The organism is Tenacibaculum agarivorans, assembly GCF_001936575.1.
In the GTDB taxonomy this organism is placed as follows: Bacteria; Bacteroidota; Bacteroidia; order Flavobacteriales; family Flavobacteriaceae; genus Polaribacter; species Polaribacter agarivorans.
Window position 1 is genome coordinate 31,814 of the sequence record NZ_MSMP01000026.1, and the last position, 20,058, is coordinate 51,871.

The following is a 20,058-nucleotide window of genomic DNA, read 5'->3' on the forward strand; positions in this document are numbered from 1 at the left end:
GAAAATGAAATTTAATATAACAGTTATCCCTGGAGATGGAATTGGTCCAGAAGTTATAGACCAAGCCAAAAAGGTATTAGAAGCAATTTCTGAGGAATATGATCATACCTTTGTTTATGATGAAGTATTAATGGGAGCATGTGCTATAGATAAAACAGGAAATCCTTTACCTGATAAAACAATAACTTCATGTAAAAAAAGCGATGCTATCTTATTTGGAGCTATTGGAGACCCTAAATATGATAATGATCCTTCTGCTAAAGTCAGACCAGAGCAAGGTTTACTTAAATTACGTAAAGAATTAGGGTTGTTTTGTAATGTACGACCAGTTAGTGCTTATGATGCATTATTGAAAAACTCACCTTTGAAGGAAGAGATAATCAAAGGAACAGATATAACTATATATCGTGAGTTAACAGGTGGAATCTATTTTGGAATTAAAGAGTTAAGTGATGATGGTAAGATTGCTTTTGACGGGTGTTCATATTCTGTAGAAGAAATAGAAAGAATGGGACATTTAGCTTTCAAAGCGGCACAAAATAGAAGAAAAAAATTAACATTAGTAGATAAAGCTAATGTGCTTGAAACTTCAAGGTTGTGGCGTAAAACAATTACCAATTTATCTAAAGAATATCCAGATGTTGAGGTAGATACTATGTTTGTAGATAATGCGGCTATGCAATTGATTTTAAACCCAAAACAATTTGATGTTATACTTACAGGAAACTTGTTTGGTGATATTCTTTCAGATGAAGCAAGTGTAATAGGAGGTTCTATTGGATTGTTAGCTTCAGCTTCTATAGGTGTGGATAATGCTCTATTTGAACCTATCCATGGTTCTTTTCCTCAAGCAAAAGGAAAAGATATAGCAAACCCTTTAGCTTCAATACTTTCAGCAGCAATGCTGTTACAGCATTTAGGTTTGCATAAAGAAGCAAAAGTTATAGAAAAAGCAGTACAAAAATCACTAGAGTTAGGTATTTGTACACAAGATATTAATAAAGAAAACAACTTTACTACTTCGAAAGTTGGAGACTTCATTGTAGATTATATTCATAATCAAGAGGACAGTAATGTCAACTTTAAGAATATCTTCATGGGTCAAAGCACGATAATTTAGTTGAAATTTAGTTGAACTTTGTTTTGAGTTTAAGGCGTCTCAGTTTTGGGGCGTCTTTTCGTTTTTAATTACAGCATTATTAAGTCATTATTGTTCAATAAAAAGAACACTATTTAGTCATATTCTTTTATTATTTGTGGTGAAAATATAAGGCGGATATCCATAAATTTTAACTTGATTGGAATATGTTTTTATGTCCTATTCATCTATAGAAACTCATAATTATAAAAGAGAAAACAGTCAATTTCAGAAGTGCTTTTACATACCAAAACACCTTAATTTTATTAAGGTTTATTTCAGTTGTCCGAAATCGCAATTTTAAGATGATTTTTAGTTTGAATTATATGTATTATTTCGGTTGAAAAAATACGAATAATGTAATATTTTTATACGTATAAGTACGTAATTTTTGTTAAAAAACATAAAAAAATGATTTTTTTTTATGAAACATGATTTTTGTGTGATTCTCAATTTTGAGTGCTCAATTTGGGTATTCCATAAATGCAATACTTTTTTTTAATGTGAAATTATTAGATCATTATTTTTTGAGCTGTTTTTTTGAGAGCTTGGTTTTTAAAAACACTGTTGTTTGCTGGTTAACAAAGGGTTAGGTTTTGTTTTTTGCTTTCTACACAATAGATTTGAATCCCAACAAACTAATAAATTTTAATTATGTCAAACATCAACAAACTAAAACTATTACTGTTTACATGCCTATTGAGTACAGTTGCTTTTGCTCAGGAAGAAGAAAAAGAAAAGAAAGGAAAATTATCATTCGGGGGTAGCGTAGATGCTTATTACCAATCGTATTTTACAGCATCAGATAATGCTAATCCTACATTCGGAACCTCTTTCGCAAATCAAGCAGGATTTGGTTTAGGGATGATCAATTTAATAGGAAGCTATGAAATGGGAAAAACAGGAGCAGTTGCAGATATCGCATTTGGTTCTAGAGGTGTAGATGCTGTTGGTGGTGGAAAAGATGTATTTGTAAATCAATTATATGTATATTGGAATGTATCAGAAAAGACAACGTTAACTTTTGGACGTTTCAATACATATTTAGGATACGAAGTTATTTCTCCAACAGGAAACTTTAATTATAGCACTTCGCATTTATTCTCTAACGGACCATTTTCACATGTAGGTTTAAAAGCTGATTTTACATTATCAGATGATTTTAGCTTAATGTTAGCGGTAATGAATGTAACTGATGTCAATACTAACTTAACTGGAGTATATTCAGTTGGAGCTCAATTAGGTTTCAAAGATCAATATTTAAACTTCTATTATGATGGAGGAGAAAAATTAGGTTTTGAAATTGATTATACAGGAGGTTTTGATGTTACTGATGAATTTTTCTTAGGAATTAATGCAGCTTATGCTGATAATGATGGGGCAGGATTTTACGGAGCAGCATTATACCCACAAGTTGCATTGTCAGATGATTTTAAATTAGGACTAAGAGGAGAGTTTTTCTCTGAGTTAGGTGATAATAATTTTTTCGCTGCAAGTGAAGACGATAGTGTTTTAGGTTTAACATTAACTGGAAGTTATTCAGTAGAAAACTTAACAATTAAACCTGAAATCCGATTAGATAGTAATTCAGAAGAGGTTTTTCCAGATAATGACGGATTACCTACTAGTACTTTGGCAGCATTCACTTTAGGAGCTATCTATAGCTTTTAATCCATTTTATTAAACCATTTTATTTTAAAAAAGATATGACTAATTTATTATTAACATTAATAGAGCAAGAAGTAGCTCAAGATGTAGTAAAACAAGTAGAAGCGATAAAAGTAGATTTATCAATGCTTTGGATATTGTTATCAGGTATTTTGGTATTTTTAATGCAGGCAGGATTTACACTGGTAGAATCTGGTATGACAAGATCTAAAAACGTGGTAAATATTGCAATGAAAAATGCATTAGATATTGCAGTAGGTTCTTTAGTATTCTGGTTTGTAGGATACTCTTTAATGTATGGAGATACAAATGGATGGATTGGCTGGAGCGGATTTGGTTTTTACAATGAGTCAGATCCTTCAGATTTATTTTTTCAAACTGTATTCTGTGCTACAGCAGCAACTATAGTATCAGGTGCTATAGCAGGTAGAACTAAATATACAACGTATATTATTTTCTCTGTAGTTATGACTGCGTTTATCTATCCAGTAGCTGGTGGATGGCAATGGAAAGGAGAAGATGTTGTAGAGGCTGGTAAGCTAATTTCCAAAGGCGGATGGTTAGCTAATAAAGGGTTTATTGATTTTGCTGGTTCTTCAATTGTGCACTCTGTTGGTGGATGGGCTGCATTAATTGCTGCAATTTTAGTAGGTCCAAGATTAGGAAAATATACTGAAGATGGAAAAGCAGTTTCTATACCAGGTCACAACAAGTTATTAGCAACATTAGGTGTGTTCATCTTATGGTTTGGATGGTTTGGATTTAATGGAGGTTCTCAATTAGCTTGGGGTGGAGATGATTCTGTTGGAGCAGCAAAAGTAGTATTAATTACAAATTTAGCTGCTGCAGCTGGTACCTTAGGAGCATTATTCATTTCTTGGATTAAGTTTAAAAAACCTAATTTAGATATGACGTTAAACGGTGCATTAGCTGGTTTAGTAAGTATTACAGCAGGTTGTGGAAACATGACTGAAGGTGGTGCAGTACTAGCAGGTTTAATAGGAGGTATTATTGTAGTTTTCTCTATGCAGTTAATTGAACAAAAATTAAAAATTGATGATGCTGTAGGTGCAGTTTCTGTACATGGTATTGTAGGTGCTTGGGGTACTTTAGTGATTGGTTTATGGGGAGTTAAGTTTGAAGCAGGAAAAACTATAGGTATTGGACTGTTAAATGGAGGTGGAGCTTCTCAATTTGGAGTTCAAGCATTAGGTACGTTAGCATATGCAGTATGGGCGTTATTAATGTCATTCATTTTCTTATTTGCATTAAAAAAAGCAATTGGATTACGTGTAACTGAGAAGGAAGAGATAGAAGGTCTTGATTTATCTGAGCACGGAGCATTAGCATATCCAGGTAAGAGAAATAGAGGAGAATAATAAACTTCTAGAATAAGAAATTTATGAACAGGTACAAAATAAACATAATTAGAAAAAATTTAATTAGGTCTATTTTGAAAGAATAAGCTAGGATAAGACACTTTATCAGAATAGCTTTAACTAGATGAGAAATGTACTTCAAGTACATTTCTCATCTTCATCTTAAATAAACAAACTAACAAATAATTTTTTATGAAAGATCAGGGCTTATATTTAAATGAGTTTGAAAGAGATAACTGTGGCGCTGGTTTTATTTGTAATTTAAAAGGTCAAAAGTCGAATCAAATTATTCACGATGCCTTAGAAATATTAATAAAATTAGAACACAGAGGAGCAGTAAGTTCAGATGGAAGAACTGGAGATGGAGCAGGAATTTTAATAGATATACCACACGATTTTTTTACTAGAGTATGTGATTTTGAACTACCCGAAGTTAAAGAATATGCAGTGGGTCAGGTGTTTTTACCAAAAAAATTCAATCAAAGTAGCTATTGCGAATCTGTTTTAGAAAATGAATTAAAAAGACAAGGATTACAAGTTTTAGGTTGGAGAGAAGTACCTGTAGATACTTCAAACCTAGGAGCTATAGCGGCAAAAACACAACCTAAAATTAAACAAGTATTTGTAGGAAAAGGAAAAGAAGTATTAACAGAATTACAATTTAACGCAAAACTTTTTGCAGCAAGAAAAATAAGTGAACACAAAATTGCGGCATCAAAAATATCAGAAAGTAATTACTTCTATTTGTCAAGCCTTTCAACAACTACTATAATTTACAAAGGCTTGTTAATGCCAGAAGATATTGGGCGTTTTTATGTTGATTTAAAACAACCAGATTTAGTAACTCGCTTAGCTTTAGTACATCAACGATTTTCAACAAATACTTTTCCATCATGGGATTTGGCGCAACCATTTAGATTCATGTGCCATAATGGAGAAATAAATACATTGAAAGGAAATGTAAAACGTATGCTAGCTAGACAAGAATTAATGAAGTCTGATTTGTTTGGCGATTTTATTGAGGAATTATTCCCGATAATTACAAAAGGAAAATCAGATTCTGCCTCAATGGATATGGCTGTAGAACTATTACTTATGACGGGTAGATCACTGCCTGAAGTAATGATGATGCTAGTTCCTGAAGCTTGGGAGAAAGATAAAACGATGAGCGAAGAGAAAAGGGCATTTTATGAGTATAATTCTTGTATTATGGAACCATGGGATGGTCCAGCTTCAGTTCCTTTTACAGATGGTAATTTTATCGGAGCTTTATTAGATAGAAATGGATTAAGACCATCACGATACACCGTAACTAAGAGAGGAAATGTGGTAATGTCCTCAGAAATTGGAGTGTTAAATATAAAACCAGATAATGTAGTTAAGCATGGGCGATTAGAGCCAGGTAAAATGTTTTTGGTAGATATGAATGCAGGGAGAATTATTGAAGACGAAGAAATTAAGTCTGAAATTATTTCTAAACATCCATATAAAAAATGGGTAAAAGAGCAGGCGTTACCACTATCAAAAATACCGTACACCAATAACACGATACCTAAAGAGAAAACAGATTATAAAACACGTTTACGTTTATTTGGGTATACTACAGAAGAAATAGATCATATCATAGCGCCAATGGCTAAAAATGCTAAAGAAGGAATTGGTTCAATGGGAACAGACACGCCTTTAGCAGTATTGTCAGATAAGCCACAATTGTTATATAATTATTTCAAACAGTTATTTGCTCAGGTGACTAATCCACCTTTAGATGGAATACGAGAAGAAATCATCACAGATATCAGTTTAGCAATTGGTTCTGATAGAAATATTTTTGATATCATTCCAGAACAAGCAAATAAACTACGAATCAAAAATCCAGTAATTTCTAATGAAGATTTAGATAAAATCAAAAACTTAGAGCACGACGATTTCAAAGCAGCAACTATTCCTATGCTTTTCCAGTTAGAAAAAGGAGTAAATGGAATAGAGAATGCTTTAGAAGGAATTTTGTATAAAGCTACTGTTGCTGTAGAAGATGAAGGCGCAAATATTATTATTCTATCCGATAGAGGAGTGAATAAAGAATGGGCTCCAATTCCGGCATTATTAGCATGTTCGTACTTACATAATTCAATGTATAGAAAGAAAACACGATCTAAAATTGGAATTATAATTGAGAGTGCAGAACCAAGAGAACCACACCATTTTGCTACTTTATTCGGTTATGGAGCAAGTGCAATCAATCCATATATGGTGAATGAAATTATTGCCACTCAAGTTGAAAAAGGTCAAATTGAAGGTGTAGAAGTAGGGAAGGCAATTAAAAACTTCAATAAAGCTATTGGTAAAGGTTTATTGAAAATAATGAATAAGATAGGAATCTCTACATTACACTCGTACAGAGCTTCTCAGATTTTCGAGATTTTAGGATTGAAAAAAACATTTACAGACAAATATTTTCCAGATACTCCATCAAGAATTGGAGGTATTGGTCTGTATGTATTACAAAAAGAAATCTATAAACAATGTACAGAAGCATTTAGAGATAAAAATGTAGACTCTGTTTTAGATTTAAATATAGGAGGCGATTATCGTTGGCGAAGAAATGGAGAACGTCATATGTTTAATCCAACTACAGTATCTAAATTACAACAAGCAGTACGCTCTAAGAGTAAAGAAAGTTATAGAGTTTATGCGGATAAGATCAATAAACAAGCAAAAGAGTTGATGACACTTAGAGGTTTATTTGATTTTGTAAACTTAGATCCTATTCCAATTGAAGAAGTAGAACCTTGGACAGAAATCGTAAAACGTTTTAAAACAGGTGCCATGTCTTATGGGTCTATAAGTCAAGAAGCACATGAGAATCTAGCAGTAGCCATGAATAGAATTGGAGGGAAATCCAACTCTGGAGAAGGTGGTGAAAACAAAGAGCGCTTTAAAAAATTATCTAATGGTGATTCAAAAAATAGTGCAATTAAGCAAGTAGCTTCTGGACGATTTGGGGTAACAAGTAATTACCTAACAAATGCCAAAGAAATTCAAATAAAAATGGCACAAGGCGCTAAGCCAGGAGAAGGAGGACAATTACCAGGTAAGAAGGTATTACCTTGGATAGCGGATGTGAGAAATTCTACGCCTTATGTAGGTCTAATTTCGCCACCACCACATCACGATATTTATTCCATAGAAGATTTGGCTCAACTTATTTTCGATTTAAAAAATGCGAATAGAGAAGCTAGAATTAATGTGAAATTAGTTTCTAAAGTTGGAGTAGGTACTATTGCAGCAGGTGTAGCTAAAGCGAAAGCAGATGTAATCTTAATTTCTGGTTTCGATGGAGGAACAGGTGCTTCTCCATTAACATCATTGAGACATGCAGGATTACCTTGGGAGTTAGGTATTGCTGAAGCTCAACAAACTTTAGTAATGAATAATTTAAGAGGTAGAGTGGTTCTTGAATGTGATGGTCAATTGAAAACAGGTAGAGATGTAGCTATTGCTTGTTTGTTAGGGGCAGAAGAATTTGGTTTTGCCACAGCTCCATTAGTAGCTTCAGGATGTATCATGATGCGTCAATGTCATTTAAATACTTGTCCTGTAGGTATTGCTACTCAAGATCCTGAACTACGTAAAAACTTTAAAGGAACACCAGAGCATGTAATTAACTTTATGTATTTCGTAGCTGAAGAAGTACGTCAAATTATGGCATCTTTAGGATTTAGATCAATAAAAGAAATGGTTGGTCAAGTAGAAAAGTTAAATGTTAATGAAGCTGTAGATCACTACAAAGCTAAAGGAGTAGATGTTTCAGCTATTTTACATAAGCCCGAAATTGAAGGAGAAATGGTTTTATATAACACAGATAAGCAAGACCATAATCTTGAAAAAATATTAGATTTTAAGATTGTAGACGATGCTAAAGGAGCGATAAAAAATAAAATCAAATCTGAGTTCAATTATGAAATCCAGAACACGAATCGTTCAGTAGGAGCTTTAACTAGTAATGAAATCTCTAAGCTTCATGGAGAGGAAGGATTGCCAGAAGATACCTTAACGCTTAATTTTAAAGGATCAGCAGGACAAAGTTTTGGTGCTTTTGCAACAAAAGGTTTGAAAATGATCGTAGATGGTGAAACTAACGATTACTTAGGTAAAGGTTTATCTGGAGGAAAAATCATCGTAAAAAAACCTGAAGAAGCTGATTTTGTAGCGGAAAATAATATCATTGTGGGTAATGTTTGTTTTTACGGAGCGGTGAAAGGTGAAGCTTACATTAATGGTGTAGCAGGAGAGCGTTTTTGTGTTAGAAACTCTGGAATTACAGCTGTTGTAGAAGGAATCGGAGATCACGGTTGTGAATATATGACTGGAGGAAAAGTAGTGGTATTAGGTAAAACAGGTCGAAATTTTGCTGCAGGTATGAGTGGAGGAATAGCGTATGTATATGATCCATCTCATCAATTTAGAAATGAATTATGTAACTTAGAAATGGTTGAATTAGTACATCTAGAAACTGAAGACCAACATGAGTTAAAAGAAATAATTCAAAAACATGTGCAATACACTACAAGTGATTTAGGAGCAACTATATTAAAAGATTGGGAAGTAAATAAAATGGATTTTATTAAAGTATTCCCAACAGATTATAGACTAGCATTAGAGCGATTAGCACAAGAAAAAACAAACAAAATAACAGCATAATCATGGGAGAATTAGGCGGATTTAAAAAATACCAAAGAAAACAAGAAATTAATACAGCTGTTAAGGATAGAATTCAAAACTTTAAAGAGTTTACTTCTCCATTACCAACAGAAGAGCAACAAAAACAAGGTTCTCGTTGTATGGATTGCGGTATTCCATTTTGTCATAGTGGCTGTCCTTTAGGAAACTTAATTCCTGATTTTAATGATAGAGTACATAGAGGAGAATGGAAAAAAGCATTAGAAATATTGCATTCAACAAATAATTTCCCTGAATTCACAGGAAGGTTATGTCCAGCACCTTGTGAAAAAGCTTGTGTCTTAGGAATTATAGACGAACCAGTTTCAATTGAGAATATAGAAAAGTATATAGTTGAAAAAGGTTTTGAAAAAGGTTGGATAAAACCGAAACTTCCAAGTTATAGATCTGGAAAAACGGTAGCAGTAGTAGGATCTGGTCCTGCAGGATTGGCGGCAGCTCAACAATTAAATAGAGCAGGACATATAGTTACCGTTTTTGAAAGAGAAGATAAAATAGGCGGTTTATTACGTTACGGAATTCCTAATTTTAAATTAGAAAAGGAAATCATAGATAGACGCATCGCTATTTTGGAAGCAGAAGGGATTGTTTTTAAAACCAATGCAAATATTGGAGTAAATGTTTCTGTAGATAAGTTAAAAGAGTTTGATGCAGTTGTATTATGTGGTGGTGCTACTCAGGCTAGAAGTCTACCAATTCCTGGAATTGATGCTAAAGGGGTACACCAAGCAATGGATTTTTTAACCAAACAAACAAAAGCATTATTCGATACTAGTTTAGAGAAAGAGATTATAAATGCAAAAGGTAAAAATGTTATTGTAATTGGAGGAGGAGATACAGGTTCAGATTGTATCGGAACTTCAAATCGTCATGGTGCAAAATCGGTTACAAATTTTGAAATCATGCCGAAACCACCAAAAGTACGAAGCGAGAAAACACCTTGGCCATTCTGGCCTTTACAATTAAAAACAAGTTCTTCTCATGAAGAAGGTTGTGATAGAAATTGGTTAATAAATACGAAAGAATTCATTAAAAATGAAAAAGGTAAACTAACCGGTTTAAAAACTGTGGAGGTAGAGTGGAAAATTATCCCAGGGCAACGTCCACAATTAATAGAAAAAGAAGGTAGTGAAAAAACTTGGCCTTGTGATTTAGTATTTTTAGCGCTTGGATTTACAGGACCTGAAAAAACATTACCAGAGCAGTTAGGGTTAAAATTAGACAGAAGAACAAATATCCAAGCAGATACATTTACTTATGAAACTAATGTGCCAGGTATTTTTACCGCTGGAGATATGAGAAGAGGGCAATCGTTAATTGTATGGGCAATTTCTGAAGGAAGACAAGCTGCTCATCATGTTGATGCATATTTAATGGGAAGCTCTAGTTTACCATTAAAAGACACTAATGATTTATTGAGTGCTTAATATCCAGATAAAAATTTAAGTAGTTATAGAAAAGCAATTTGTTAGTCAGCAAATTGCTTTTTCATTTTTAAAAGATCTTAAAGTACTATTCTTATAAAGGAATATTTTCACTGAAAACAGGTATTTCTAAATAGTGTATTAACTATTACATTTGACATCACTTAAGCATATTTATAAATCATGAAAATATCAAAAATAGGACTATTGCTACTATTTATGTTCCTTTGGAATTTAACAATATTGGAGGCTTCTAATGATGTTTTCAATCCAGCAATTATAATGAATCAAGAAACAGAGGAGCAATATCTATATATTGAAATATCAGGAGAAAAAGGAGCAAAAGTAGAGGTTCGATTAAATGATATTCCAGCTAGTGAGTTAATAACAGAAGGAGAAAATGGATCAGGAAATTCATTTACAAATGTTAAATACTACACAAAACCTGGAATAAATACATTATCTGTGTATTCTTTATCAGAAAAAGGAAAAGCAACAGTTCGTTTAGTCAGGTATTTAAAAGGACAAACTACAGGGAGAGGAGAAGGTGAAACATTTGCTGAAATCATAGTTGAAAACACGAAATCTCCTATTCATAAAGAAATAAAATTACCATCGAAGAGTGAAAGATGGTCTTGGATAGATGCAGATGTAGTTACAGATGAAAAGAGTGAAGTAGAAGCTATGGGATTTGTAAAAAGATTTTATAAAATCATGGAAAAAAGTAATGTCGATAAAATGATTGAAGCTTTAGATCCTATCATTAATGATGAATTAGGCTCTAAACCTAACATGACAAAAGAAAAATTAGTTCAAGATTGGACAAAGTTTATGAAAATGGCTTTCAATAGCGAGAATACATATGACGATATTAATAAAATTTCAATAGAATTAACTCCAGTAGCAAATGGAAAACTATTTGAAGTAAAACGAAAAGATGGAAGTCTTGTATTTAGAACTTCTGATAATAGTGTTGGATTTAAAAATATTATTGGCCGTAAAGACGGTGTTTGGAAATTTTATTTTTGATGTTTAAGGTGTTTGTCAAAAAAGTCTATTGCCATTTCTGCAACTTTATCATGTATTTTTTTTCTATCGATCTTTTCATGATCAATCGTGATTTTAGGAGCTACTTTTTTCCCAAATTCAGTAGATTCATTTAGAAAAACATAATGATTAACATGTTCGTTAAATAAGTGTAATTCAGAAGAAATTATAAGTTCATGGTAATTAAGAGCATTATGCTGTATGGGAGTATTAGTATCTCCTTTTCCAGCCACAATAAAAATAGGTTTATCAATAGCTCTCATTTGTTCTTTTGAATGAAAACCAAACCCAATAGCTGGTGCCATAACAAAAAAAGCTTTCATTCTGTCATCTTTTACTTTGTTTTTATAAGTTTCATAAGAGTGTACAATTAAACTATCATTATCAAAATCGATAATCTCATCAGTTTTTGGAAACTCAGGTGGTAACTCTCTTTTTTTATTGATATCATCTCCAGGATGATAAGTTCTGTCAACTAATCCACCTGCTAAAGCGATATTTGTATAGCCGCCTAATGAAAATCCTGCTCCTCCAATTTTTTCATGATCAATATGATTTTTAAATTTAGGGTTTTCCAAAATACGATCAAGCACAAATTGCACATCAATAGCTCGTTCCCACCATTTTACAAATTCTCTAGGTAATTTATTGAATGTAGTATTGCCATAATGTCCCAAAGAAACAACAATGTAGCCTTTGTGTACCATTTTTTCAATGAACCAAGTAAGAGAAAATCGATTACCTCCAGTTCCATGAGAAACTATTAGTAAAGGTAGTTTATCATCAATAATTTTTGCGTTAGGAATTGTTGGTAAAATTTTAAACAGAGATTTTTCTTCTCTTACTTTTAATTTTTCTATTCTTTTTGCAGATATACTATCATGAGTTGGAAACCAAATTTCAACATCTAAAGGTCTACTTCTTTTGGAGTCGTTATATTTTAGAGATACTTGTCCAATATTTGATGTTTTATGATTCTTTTCATTACAAGAAAAATAAAATAGACAAATTAAAACGAGAAATATATAGTTAACTTGCATTGCTTTGATTAGTATAGTTGTAAAAATTTTATGATTTATTGTTTTTTGAAAGACATTAGGAAATGAAATTTGTGACACTTATAAAAAAATAACTTTTTTATTGAAATGTTAGGATATATTAAAAATAAATCACAATATTTGTAATAATCAATGAGAAAACAAATTTTAAATATCATTTCTATTATTATCGTCGTAATTATTACGAACGTTTAAGGAAGTGTATTTAAAATGTAAAAAATAAGTTAAGAGCTTCCTAAGAAATTAGGAAGCTTTTTTTATTATAGAATATGATAAAAATTCAAAACATAATTAGCATTAAAATCGTCATTATTAACTCGTTAATAAGTTGATGCGGTCTAATTGTAGTTTAAAAAGCCTGTATCAATACCAGATACAGGCTTTTTTTTATGATATGAATATCATGTTAATTTAATATTAAGTGTTTGTTTTTTAGGTTTTTAAGTTGTTTTTTTAAGTGTTAAAAATCATAGGTTTTTTAAAAAAGATAAGGCATAAAAAAAAGTATAAAATAAATTCGGATAACAAATTAGAAAATGATGTATTTCAACAAATTAAGAGAATTTTTTAACCAAAATAGTTTTTTGAGAATAGAAGATTATTTGGTTAGTATATATAGTCAAATATTTATGGCTAAAAATTTTAAAACTAAACTATTAACTCAGTTTGTAACTGTAGATAAAAAATAGAGAAATGGAGTTAAATAAGTTTAGTAAAAGAGTCACTCAAGATGATACTCAGCCAGCCGCTCAAGCAATGTTACATGCTATAGGTTTAACCAGAGAAGATTTACAAAAACCTTTAGTTGGAATTGCTAGTACAGGTTATGAAGGTAACCCTTGTAACATGCATTTGAATGATTTGGCAAAATTGGTGAAAAAAGGAACTGAAAATGTTGATTTAGTAGGCTTAATATTCAATACTATAGGTGTTTCTGATGGTATTTCTATGGGAACACCAGGAATGCGTTATTCATTGCCGTCTCGTGATGTAATTGCAGATTCTATGGAAACTGTAGTGCAGGCTATGTCTTACGATGGATTAGTAACGGTAGTTGGGTGTGATAAAAACATGCCAGGAGCTTTAATGGCAATGTTGCGATTAGACAGACCTTCGGTTTTAGTATATGGGGGAACAATAGCCTCAGGTTGTCACGAAGGGAAAAAATTAGATATCGTTTCTGCATTTGAAGCCTGGGGTAGTAAAGTAGCAGGAACAATAACACAAGACGAATACCAAAACGTAATAGAAAAAGCAATCCCAGGTGCTGGTGCTTGTGGAGGAATGTATACGGCAAATACTATGGCTTCAGCAATTGAAGCTTTAGGTATGAGTTTACCGTATAATTCATCTAATCCAGCAATTAGTAATAACAAAGAGGAAGAATCAATTCAAGCAGGAGAAGCTTTACGTGTATTATTAGAAAAGGATATAAAACCATCTGATATAGTAACTAAAAAGTCGTTAGAAAATGCGATTAGATTGGTTACAGTAATGGGAGGTTCTACTAATGCGGTATTACACTTTTTAGCGATAGCTAAAGCAGCAGATGTTGAATTTACATTAAAGGATTTCCAAAGAATTTCTGATGAAACTCCATTTTTAGCAGATTTAAAACCAAGTGGAAAATACTTAATGGAAGATGTACACAAAGTTGGAGGAACGCCTGCAGTTTTAAAATACTTATTAGAAAAAGGATTAATCCATGGTGATTGTTTGACCGTAACAGGAAAAACAATTGCAGAAAATTTAATAGATGTACCAAGTTTATTACAAGGACAAGATGTGGTTAAGCCGATTGACGATCCAATTAAAGAAACTGGACATTTAAGAATGTTATATGGAAACCTTGCAAAAGATGGTTCTGTAGCAAAAATTACAGGAAAAGAAGGATTGTTTTTTTCTGGTAAAGCAAAAGTGTTTGAAGGTGAATATGCAGCTAATGATGGGATAAAGAATGGAGAAGTAGAAAATGGAGATGTAGTTGTTATTCGTTATGAAGGACCAAAAGGAGGACCAGGAATGCCAGAAATGCTTAAACCAACAGCAGCTATAATGGGAGCAGGTTTAGGAAAAGATGTAGCCTTAATCACTGATGGAAGATTTTCAGGGGGTACACATGGGTTTGTAGTTGGTCATATTACTCCAGAAGCTCAAGAAGGAGGGGTAATAGCCTTGGTAAAAGATGGAGATACAATCTCAATTAATGCAGAAACTAATACAATCAACTTGGAAGTTTCTGATGAAGAACTAGAACAAAGAAGAAAAGAGTGGAAAGCACCTCCGTTAAAAGTATCAAGAGGTGTATTATATAAATATGCAAAAACAGTAGCGTCGGCATCTAATGGATGTGTAACAGACGAATTTTAAATCACAGCAACATGGAAACTAGAGCGAAAAAAGTTAAAGAACAGAGTGTAAAAACTAGTGTGACTATTTCTGGTGCAGAAGCAGTCATAAAATGTTTGTTGGCAGAAGGGGTCGACCTTTTATATGGATATCCTGGTGGAGCAATTATGCCGGTGTATGATGAATTATTTAAATATCAAGATAAATTACATCACGTATTAACACGTCATGAACAAGGAGCTACACATTCAGCCCAAGGATATGCTAGAGCTACAGGTAAGGTAGGTGTAGCTATGGCTACCTCAGGACCTGGAGCAACAAATTTAATTACAGGTATTGCTGATGCTCAAATAGATTCTACACCAATGGTTTGTATAACAGGTCAGGTAGCAGAACACTTATTAGGGACAGATGCATTTCAAGAAACAGATATCATTGGTATATCAACACCAGTAACTAAATGGAATTATCAAATTACCAAAGCTTCAGAAATTCCAGAAGTATTTGCTAAAGCGTTTTACATAGCACGTTCAGGAAGACCAGGACCAGTGTTAATTGATATCACTAAAAATGCACAGTTCGAACAATTCGAGTTTTCATATGAACCTTGCACTTCAGTAAGGAGTTATAAACCTGTTCCAACTATGGATATTGAAGCTGTTAAAAGTGCAGCAGCATTAATTAATAGTGCTAAAAAACCATTAGTTGTATGGGGGCAAGGAGTAATTCTTGGTGAAGCTGAAGAAGAGTTTAAAGCGGTTGTAGAAAAAGCAGGCTTACCATCAGCGTGGACTATCCTTGGCGCATCTGCACTACCCACTTCGCATACTTTAAATGTAGGAATGGTAGGTATGCATGGAAACTATGGTCCGAACAGATTAACAAATGAATGCGATTTGTTGATCGCTATAGGTATGCGTTTTGATGATCGTGTAACTGGTGATTTAAATAGATATGCAAAACAAGCGAAAGTAATTCACTTTGAAATTGATCCAGCAGAAGTAGATAAAAATGTAAAAACAGATGTTGCAGTCTTAGGAAATGCTAAAGAAACTTTAGCAGCATTGTTGCCTTTTATTGAAGAAAAAGAGCATTCAGCATGGTTACAAGAATTTAGAGACCATGATGCTATAGAATTTGATAAAGTGATCAAAAACGATTTATATCCAACTAAAGAAGGATTAACCATGGGAGAAGTGATGCGAGAAATCAATGCAGCTTCAGAAGGAAATGCAATTATAGTATCAGATGTAGGTCAACATCAAATGATAGCTTGTCGTTATGCAGATTTTAAACAAACCAAAAGTAATATTACTTCTGGAGGTTTAGGTACTATGGGATTTGCTTTACCAGCAGCTATTGGTGCTAAAATGGGAATGCCAGAGCGAGAAGTTGTGGCGGTTATAGGAGATGGAGGATATCAAATGACTATCCAAGAATTAGGAACTATTCTACAAACTAAAACAGCAGTTAAAATAGTCGTATTAAATAATGATTATTTAGGAATGGTACGTCAATGGCAACAGTTATTTTTTGATAAGCGTTATGCTTCTACTACAATGGTAAATCCAGATTTTGTAACTATTGCTAAAGGATATAGTGTTGAAGCTAAAAGAGTAACAAAACGAGAGGATTTAGCTGACGCAGTTAAAGAAATGATGGAATCTAAAGATGCTTACTTCTTAGAAGTGTGTGTTGAAAAAGAAGACAATGTATTTCCAATGATACCAACAGGATCATCAGTTTCAGATATCAGACTAAGTTAAGAATTATGAGCAAAAAACAAACATATACAATATCTATATATACAGAAAATAATATTGGAGTATTAAACAGAATATCTGCAATATTTCAAAGAAGACATATTAACATAGAAAGTGTGAATGTCTCTAAATCTGAGATAAAAAGTGTATCAAGAATTACGTTATTAGTAAGAATCACTGAAGATCAAATGAAGAAGATTTTAGGGCAATTAGAAAAACAGATAGAAGTAATCAAAGCTTTTTATCATGTTGATGAGGATACGATCTATCAAGAGTCGTGTCTATTTAAATTGAGTTCCGATTTACTAACGGAAAATGATGAAATTCAAAGAATCATTAACAGTAGTAAATCAAGAGTAATTAATATTAACAAAGACTTTTTCGTACTCGAAAAGTCAGGTACAAAAGAAGAGGTAGAAGAGTTGTATCATTTGTTAGATAAACATGGAATTATGCAGTTTGTCAGATCAGGCCGAATTGCAGTAACCAAAGAAGAAATGCCTGTATCAGAATTATTAGAATCAATTAAAGAATAAAAACATACAAATCATGAAAAATTATTTTAATCAATTATCTCTTAGAGAACAATTAGAGCAGTTAGGAAAATGTAGATTTATGGAATCTAATGAGTTTACTGACGGAATTAAAGCTTTAGAAGGTAAAAAAGTAGTGATTGTAGGTTGTGGTGCCCAAGGGTTAAATCAAGGGTTAAATATGAGAGATTCAGGTTTGGATGTTTCCTATGCGCTAAGAGAAAATTCTATAAAAGAACAACGTCAGTCATATAAAAATGCAACTGAAAATAACTTTGTAGTAGGAACTTATGAAGAGTTAATTCCTACTGCAGATTTAGTATGTAATTTAACTCCAGATAAGCAACATAGTAATGTAGTTCAAGCTGTTATGCCTTTAATGAAGCAAGGAGCTACTTTATCATATTCTCATGGATTCAATATCGTAGAAGAAGGAACTCAAGTTAGAGAAGATTTAACTGTGATTATGGTTGCGCCTAAGTGCCCAGGAAGTGAAGTTAGAGAAGAATACAAAAGAGGGTTTGGAGTACCTACATTAATAGCGGTACATCCAGCTAATGATCCAGAAAGTAAAGGTTTAGCACAAGCAAAGGCCTATGCATTTGCAACAGGAGGACATAAAGCAGGAGTGCTAGAATCATCTTTTGTAGCAGAAGTGAAGTCTGATTTAATGGGTGAGCAAACTATTTTATGTGGAGTATTACAAACCGCTTCAATTTTATGTTTTGATAAAATGATCGAAGAAGGTGTGAATCCAGAATATGCTAGTAAACTAATTCAATATGGATGGGAAACAATTACAGAAGCATTAAAACATGGAGGTATTACCAATATGATGGATCGCTTGTCAAATCCAGCCAAAATTAAAGCATATCAATTGTCAGAAGAATTAAAGGAAATCTTAAGACCTTTATTTGATAAGCATATGGATGATATTATGTCGGGTCATTTTTCTTCTACAATGATGGCAGATTGGGCAAAAGACGATGTGAACTTATTAACTTGGAGAGGAGCTACTGCAGAAACTGGTTTTGAAAAAACAAGTCCTACATCTCAAGAAATCACTGAACAAGAATATTTTGACAAAGGAACTTTACTAGTAGCTTTTGTAAAATCAGGAGTAGAATTAGCGTTTGAAACAATGGTGTCTTCTGGAATTATTGAAGAATCAGCGTATTATGAATCATTACATGAGCTTCCATTAATAGCAAATACTGTTGCTCGTAAGAAATTATACGAAATGAATAGAGTAATCTCTGATACAGCAGAGTATGGATGTTACTTATTTGATCATGCAGCAAAGCCTTTATTACAAGACTTTATGAAAACAGTAACTACAGATTTAGTGGGAGAATTCTACACCAATTCAAATGCAGTAGATAATGCAGCTTTAATTAAAGTGAATAAAGCAATACGAAATCACCCTATAGAAGAAGTAGGAGAGAAGTTAAGAGAAGCAATGACAGCAATGAAATCAATAAAAGAGGAAAGCGTTGTTGAAGAACTAGTGATGTCATAATAATGGAATCTACAATAAAAAAAATATATATACCCGAACTATCAGCAATTAGAGAAGCTGCCACTACACTTAAAGGTGTAGCGGCAGTTACTCCTTTACAAGAAAATTTTAATCTTTCTGAAAAATTTCAGGCAAATATTTTATTTAAAAGAGAAGATTTACAACAAGTACGTTCCTATAAGATTAGAGGAGCATACAATAAGATTAATTCTTTAACGAAAGAACAAATAGCTAGAGGAATTGTTTGTGCCAGTGCAGGAAACCATGCCCAAGGAGTAGCTTTAGCATGCCAAAAAAAGAAAATTCACGGTACAATTTTTATGCCTGCTCCTACACCAAAACAAAAAGTAGAGCAAGTCAGAATGTTTGGTAAAGAATTCATCGATATAGAATTGATTGGAGACACTTTTGATGACTCTTATAGTGCTGCTAAAAAAATTGCAAACGAAAAAGAAAAAACATTTGTACATCCTTTTGACGATGAAAAAGTAATTGAAGGACAAGGTACTGTAGGCTTAGAAATAATAGAACAATTTGACTCGCAACTCGATTACGTTTTTGTCCCCGTAGGTGGTGGAGGATTGGCATCTGGTCTATCTTCTGTATTTAAATATCTTTCTCCAAATACTAAAATAATTGGAGTAGAACCAGAAGGAGCACCTTCTATGAAATCTGCAATAGAAAACAATAAAGTAGTTAAATTACATTCAATAGATAAGTTTGTAGATGGCGCTGCTGTACAAAAAGTAGGAGATATAACTCATAAAATTTGTATAGAAAACTTGGATGCTATGATTACTGTACCTGAAGGTAAAGTATGTCAAACTATTCTAGAAATGTACAATAAAGAAGCAATAGTAGTTGAACCTGCAGGTGCTTTAACAGTTAGTGCTTTAGATTTTTATGAAGAAGAAATCAAAGGTAAAAATGTAGCTTGTGTAATTAGTGGAAGTAATAATGATATTACTCGTACTGCTGAAATAAAAGAAAGAGCACTTTTATATAATGGACTTAAACATTATTTTATCATTCGTTTTCCTCAAAGGGCAGGAGCTTTAAAAGAATTTGTAATGCATGTTTTAGGAGAACATGACGATATTACCTTTTTTGAGTATTCTAAAAAAACAACTAGAGAAAATGGACCTGCAGTAGTAGGAATAGAATTAGTTAAGAGTGAAGATTTAGAACCTCTCATCGAGCGTATGAAAACGTTAAACTTCTATGGAGAATACTTAAATAATAAACCTAACTTATTTGAATTTTTGGTATAGTTAATTAACAGGTGTAAACTTCTTATCCGCACTATTTTCTTCTATCTCTAATTTCCCTTGGAAACTAAAGGGAAACACCTGTTTTTTTAATTTTTTTTCAATTTTTATTTTTACAATACATTGTTTTTTAGTATATTGGTAAAGTTTGTTGCTTATTTTTAGAGTAATA

12 protein-coding genes are annotated in these 20,058 nt (G+C 32.6%); 11 read left to right on the plus strand and 1 reads right to left on the minus strand.

Translation table 11 applies throughout. The features are described from left to right. Positions 1–4: 4 nt before the first annotated feature. The 6 genes from leuB (at position 5) to BVC87_RS17430 (ending at position 11,378) form a co-directional block, all read left to right on the plus strand. Positions 5–1,120, plus strand: coding sequence for a 3-isopropylmalate dehydrogenase (gene leuB, locus BVC87_RS17405; RefSeq protein WP_075343680.1), 1,116 nt, complete (start codon positions 5–7; stop codon positions 1,118–1,120). A gap of 672 nt (positions 1,121–1,792) precedes the next feature. Further along, on the plus strand, positions 1,793–2,809 hold the full coding sequence (locus BVC87_RS17410) for an outer membrane beta-barrel protein (protein WP_075343681.1): 1,017 nt from the start codon (positions 1,793–1,795) through the stop codon (positions 2,807–2,809). A 35-nt stretch (positions 2,810–2,844) separates the two neighbouring features. Then, positions 2,845–4,185, plus strand: a complete 1,341-nt coding sequence (locus tag BVC87_RS17415) for an ammonium transporter (protein WP_075343682.1) — start codon at positions 2,845–2,847, stop codon at positions 4,183–4,185. A gap of 192 nt (positions 4,186–4,377) precedes the next feature. Next, positions 4,378–8,886, plus strand: a complete 4,509-nt coding sequence (gene gltB, locus BVC87_RS17420) for a glutamate synthase large subunit (RefSeq protein ID WP_075343683.1) — start codon at positions 4,378–4,380, stop codon at positions 8,884–8,886. Positions 8,887–8,888: 2 nt separating this feature from the next. Beyond that, positions 8,889–10,352, plus strand: a complete 1,464-nt coding sequence (locus BVC87_RS17425; RefSeq protein ID WP_075343684.1) for a glutamate synthase subunit beta — start codon at positions 8,889–8,891, stop codon at positions 10,350–10,352. Between the two features lie 180 nt (positions 10,353–10,532). Then, complete coding sequence (locus tag BVC87_RS17430) at positions 10,533–11,378, plus strand: hypothetical protein (RefSeq protein WP_075343685.1); 846 nt, start codon at positions 10,533–10,535, stop codon at positions 11,376–11,378. Here the strand turns inward: BVC87_RS17430 and BVC87_RS17435 are convergent. Further along, complete coding sequence (locus BVC87_RS17435) at positions 11,369–12,436, minus strand: alpha/beta hydrolase family protein (protein ID WP_143569820.1); 1,068 nt, start codon at positions 12,434–12,436, stop codon at positions 11,369–11,371. The genes BVC87_RS17430 and BVC87_RS17435 overlap by 10 nt on opposite strands. A 711-nt stretch (positions 12,437–13,147) precedes the next feature. Here BVC87_RS17435 and ilvD point away from each other — a divergent pair. The 5 genes from ilvD to ilvA are packed head-to-tail and all read left to right on the plus strand — an operon-like array spanning position 13,148 to position 19,889. Further along, complete coding sequence (ilvD, locus tag BVC87_RS17440; protein WP_075343686.1) at positions 13,148–14,824, plus strand: dihydroxy-acid dehydratase; 1,677 nt, start codon at positions 13,148–13,150, stop codon at positions 14,822–14,824. An 11-nt stretch (positions 14,825–14,835) separates the two neighbouring features. Next, on the plus strand, positions 14,836–16,569 hold the full coding sequence (gene ilvB, locus BVC87_RS17445) for a biosynthetic-type acetolactate synthase large subunit (RefSeq protein ID WP_075343687.1): 1,734 nt from the start codon (positions 14,836–14,838) through the stop codon (positions 16,567–16,569). Positions 16,570–16,571: 2 nt separating this feature from the next. Beyond that, positions 16,572–17,102, plus strand: a complete 531-nt coding sequence (gene ilvN / locus BVC87_RS17450) for an acetolactate synthase small subunit (RefSeq protein ID WP_075343688.1) — start codon at positions 16,572–16,574, stop codon at positions 17,100–17,102. A gap of 13 nt (positions 17,103–17,115) precedes the next feature. Next, positions 17,116–18,618 carry a ketol-acid reductoisomerase gene (gene ilvC, locus BVC87_RS17455; RefSeq protein ID WP_075343689.1) on the plus strand — a complete coding sequence of 501 codons (1,503 nt, stop codon included), beginning with the start codon at positions 17,116–17,118 and terminating at the stop codon, positions 18,616–18,618. Between the two features lie 2 nt (positions 18,619–18,620). Continuing rightward, on the plus strand, positions 18,621–19,889 hold the full coding sequence (gene ilvA, locus BVC87_RS17460) for a threonine ammonia-lyase IlvA (protein ID WP_075343690.1): 1,269 nt from the start codon (positions 18,621–18,623) through the stop codon (positions 19,887–19,889). Positions 19,890–20,058: the final 169 nt, after the last annotated feature.

What these genes read in the sequence shown, in the direction of transcription:
- BVC87_RS17415 (WP_075343682.1), top strand. Translation starts at nt 2,845, where the DNA reads ATGACTAATTTATTATTAACATTAATAGAGCAAGAAGTAGCTCAAGAT.
- ilvD (WP_075343686.1), top strand. Translation starts at nt 13,148, where the DNA reads ATGGAGTTAAATAAGTTTAGTAAAAGAGTCACTCAAGATGATACTCAG.
- leuB (WP_075343680.1), top strand. Translation starts at nt 5, where the DNA reads ATGAAATTTAATATAACAGTTATCCCTGGAGATGGAATTGGTCCAGAA.
- ilvA (WP_075343690.1), top strand. Translation starts at nt 18,621, where the DNA reads ATGGAATCTACAATAAAAAAAATATATATACCCGAACTATCAGCAATT.
- gltB (WP_075343683.1), top strand. Translation starts at nt 4,378, where the DNA reads ATGAAAGATCAGGGCTTATATTTAAATGAGTTTGAAAGAGATAACTGT.
- BVC87_RS17410 (WP_075343681.1), top strand. Translation starts at nt 1,793, where the DNA reads ATGTCAAACATCAACAAACTAAAACTATTACTGTTTACATGCCTATTG.
- BVC87_RS17430 (WP_075343685.1), top strand. Translation starts at nt 10,533, where the DNA reads ATGAAAATATCAAAAATAGGACTATTGCTACTATTTATGTTCCTTTGG.
- ilvC (WP_075343689.1), top strand. Translation starts at nt 17,116, where the DNA reads ATGAAAAATTATTTTAATCAATTATCTCTTAGAGAACAATTAGAGCAG.
- BVC87_RS17435 (WP_143569820.1), bottom strand. Translation starts at nt 12,436, where the DNA reads ATGCAAGTTAACTATATATTTCTCGTTTTAATTTGTCTATTTTATTTT.
- BVC87_RS17425 (WP_075343684.1), top strand. Translation starts at nt 8,889, where the DNA reads ATGGGAGAATTAGGCGGATTTAAAAAATACCAAAGAAAACAAGAAATT.
- ilvB (WP_075343687.1), top strand. Translation starts at nt 14,836, where the DNA reads ATGGAAACTAGAGCGAAAAAAGTTAAAGAACAGAGTGTAAAAACTAGT.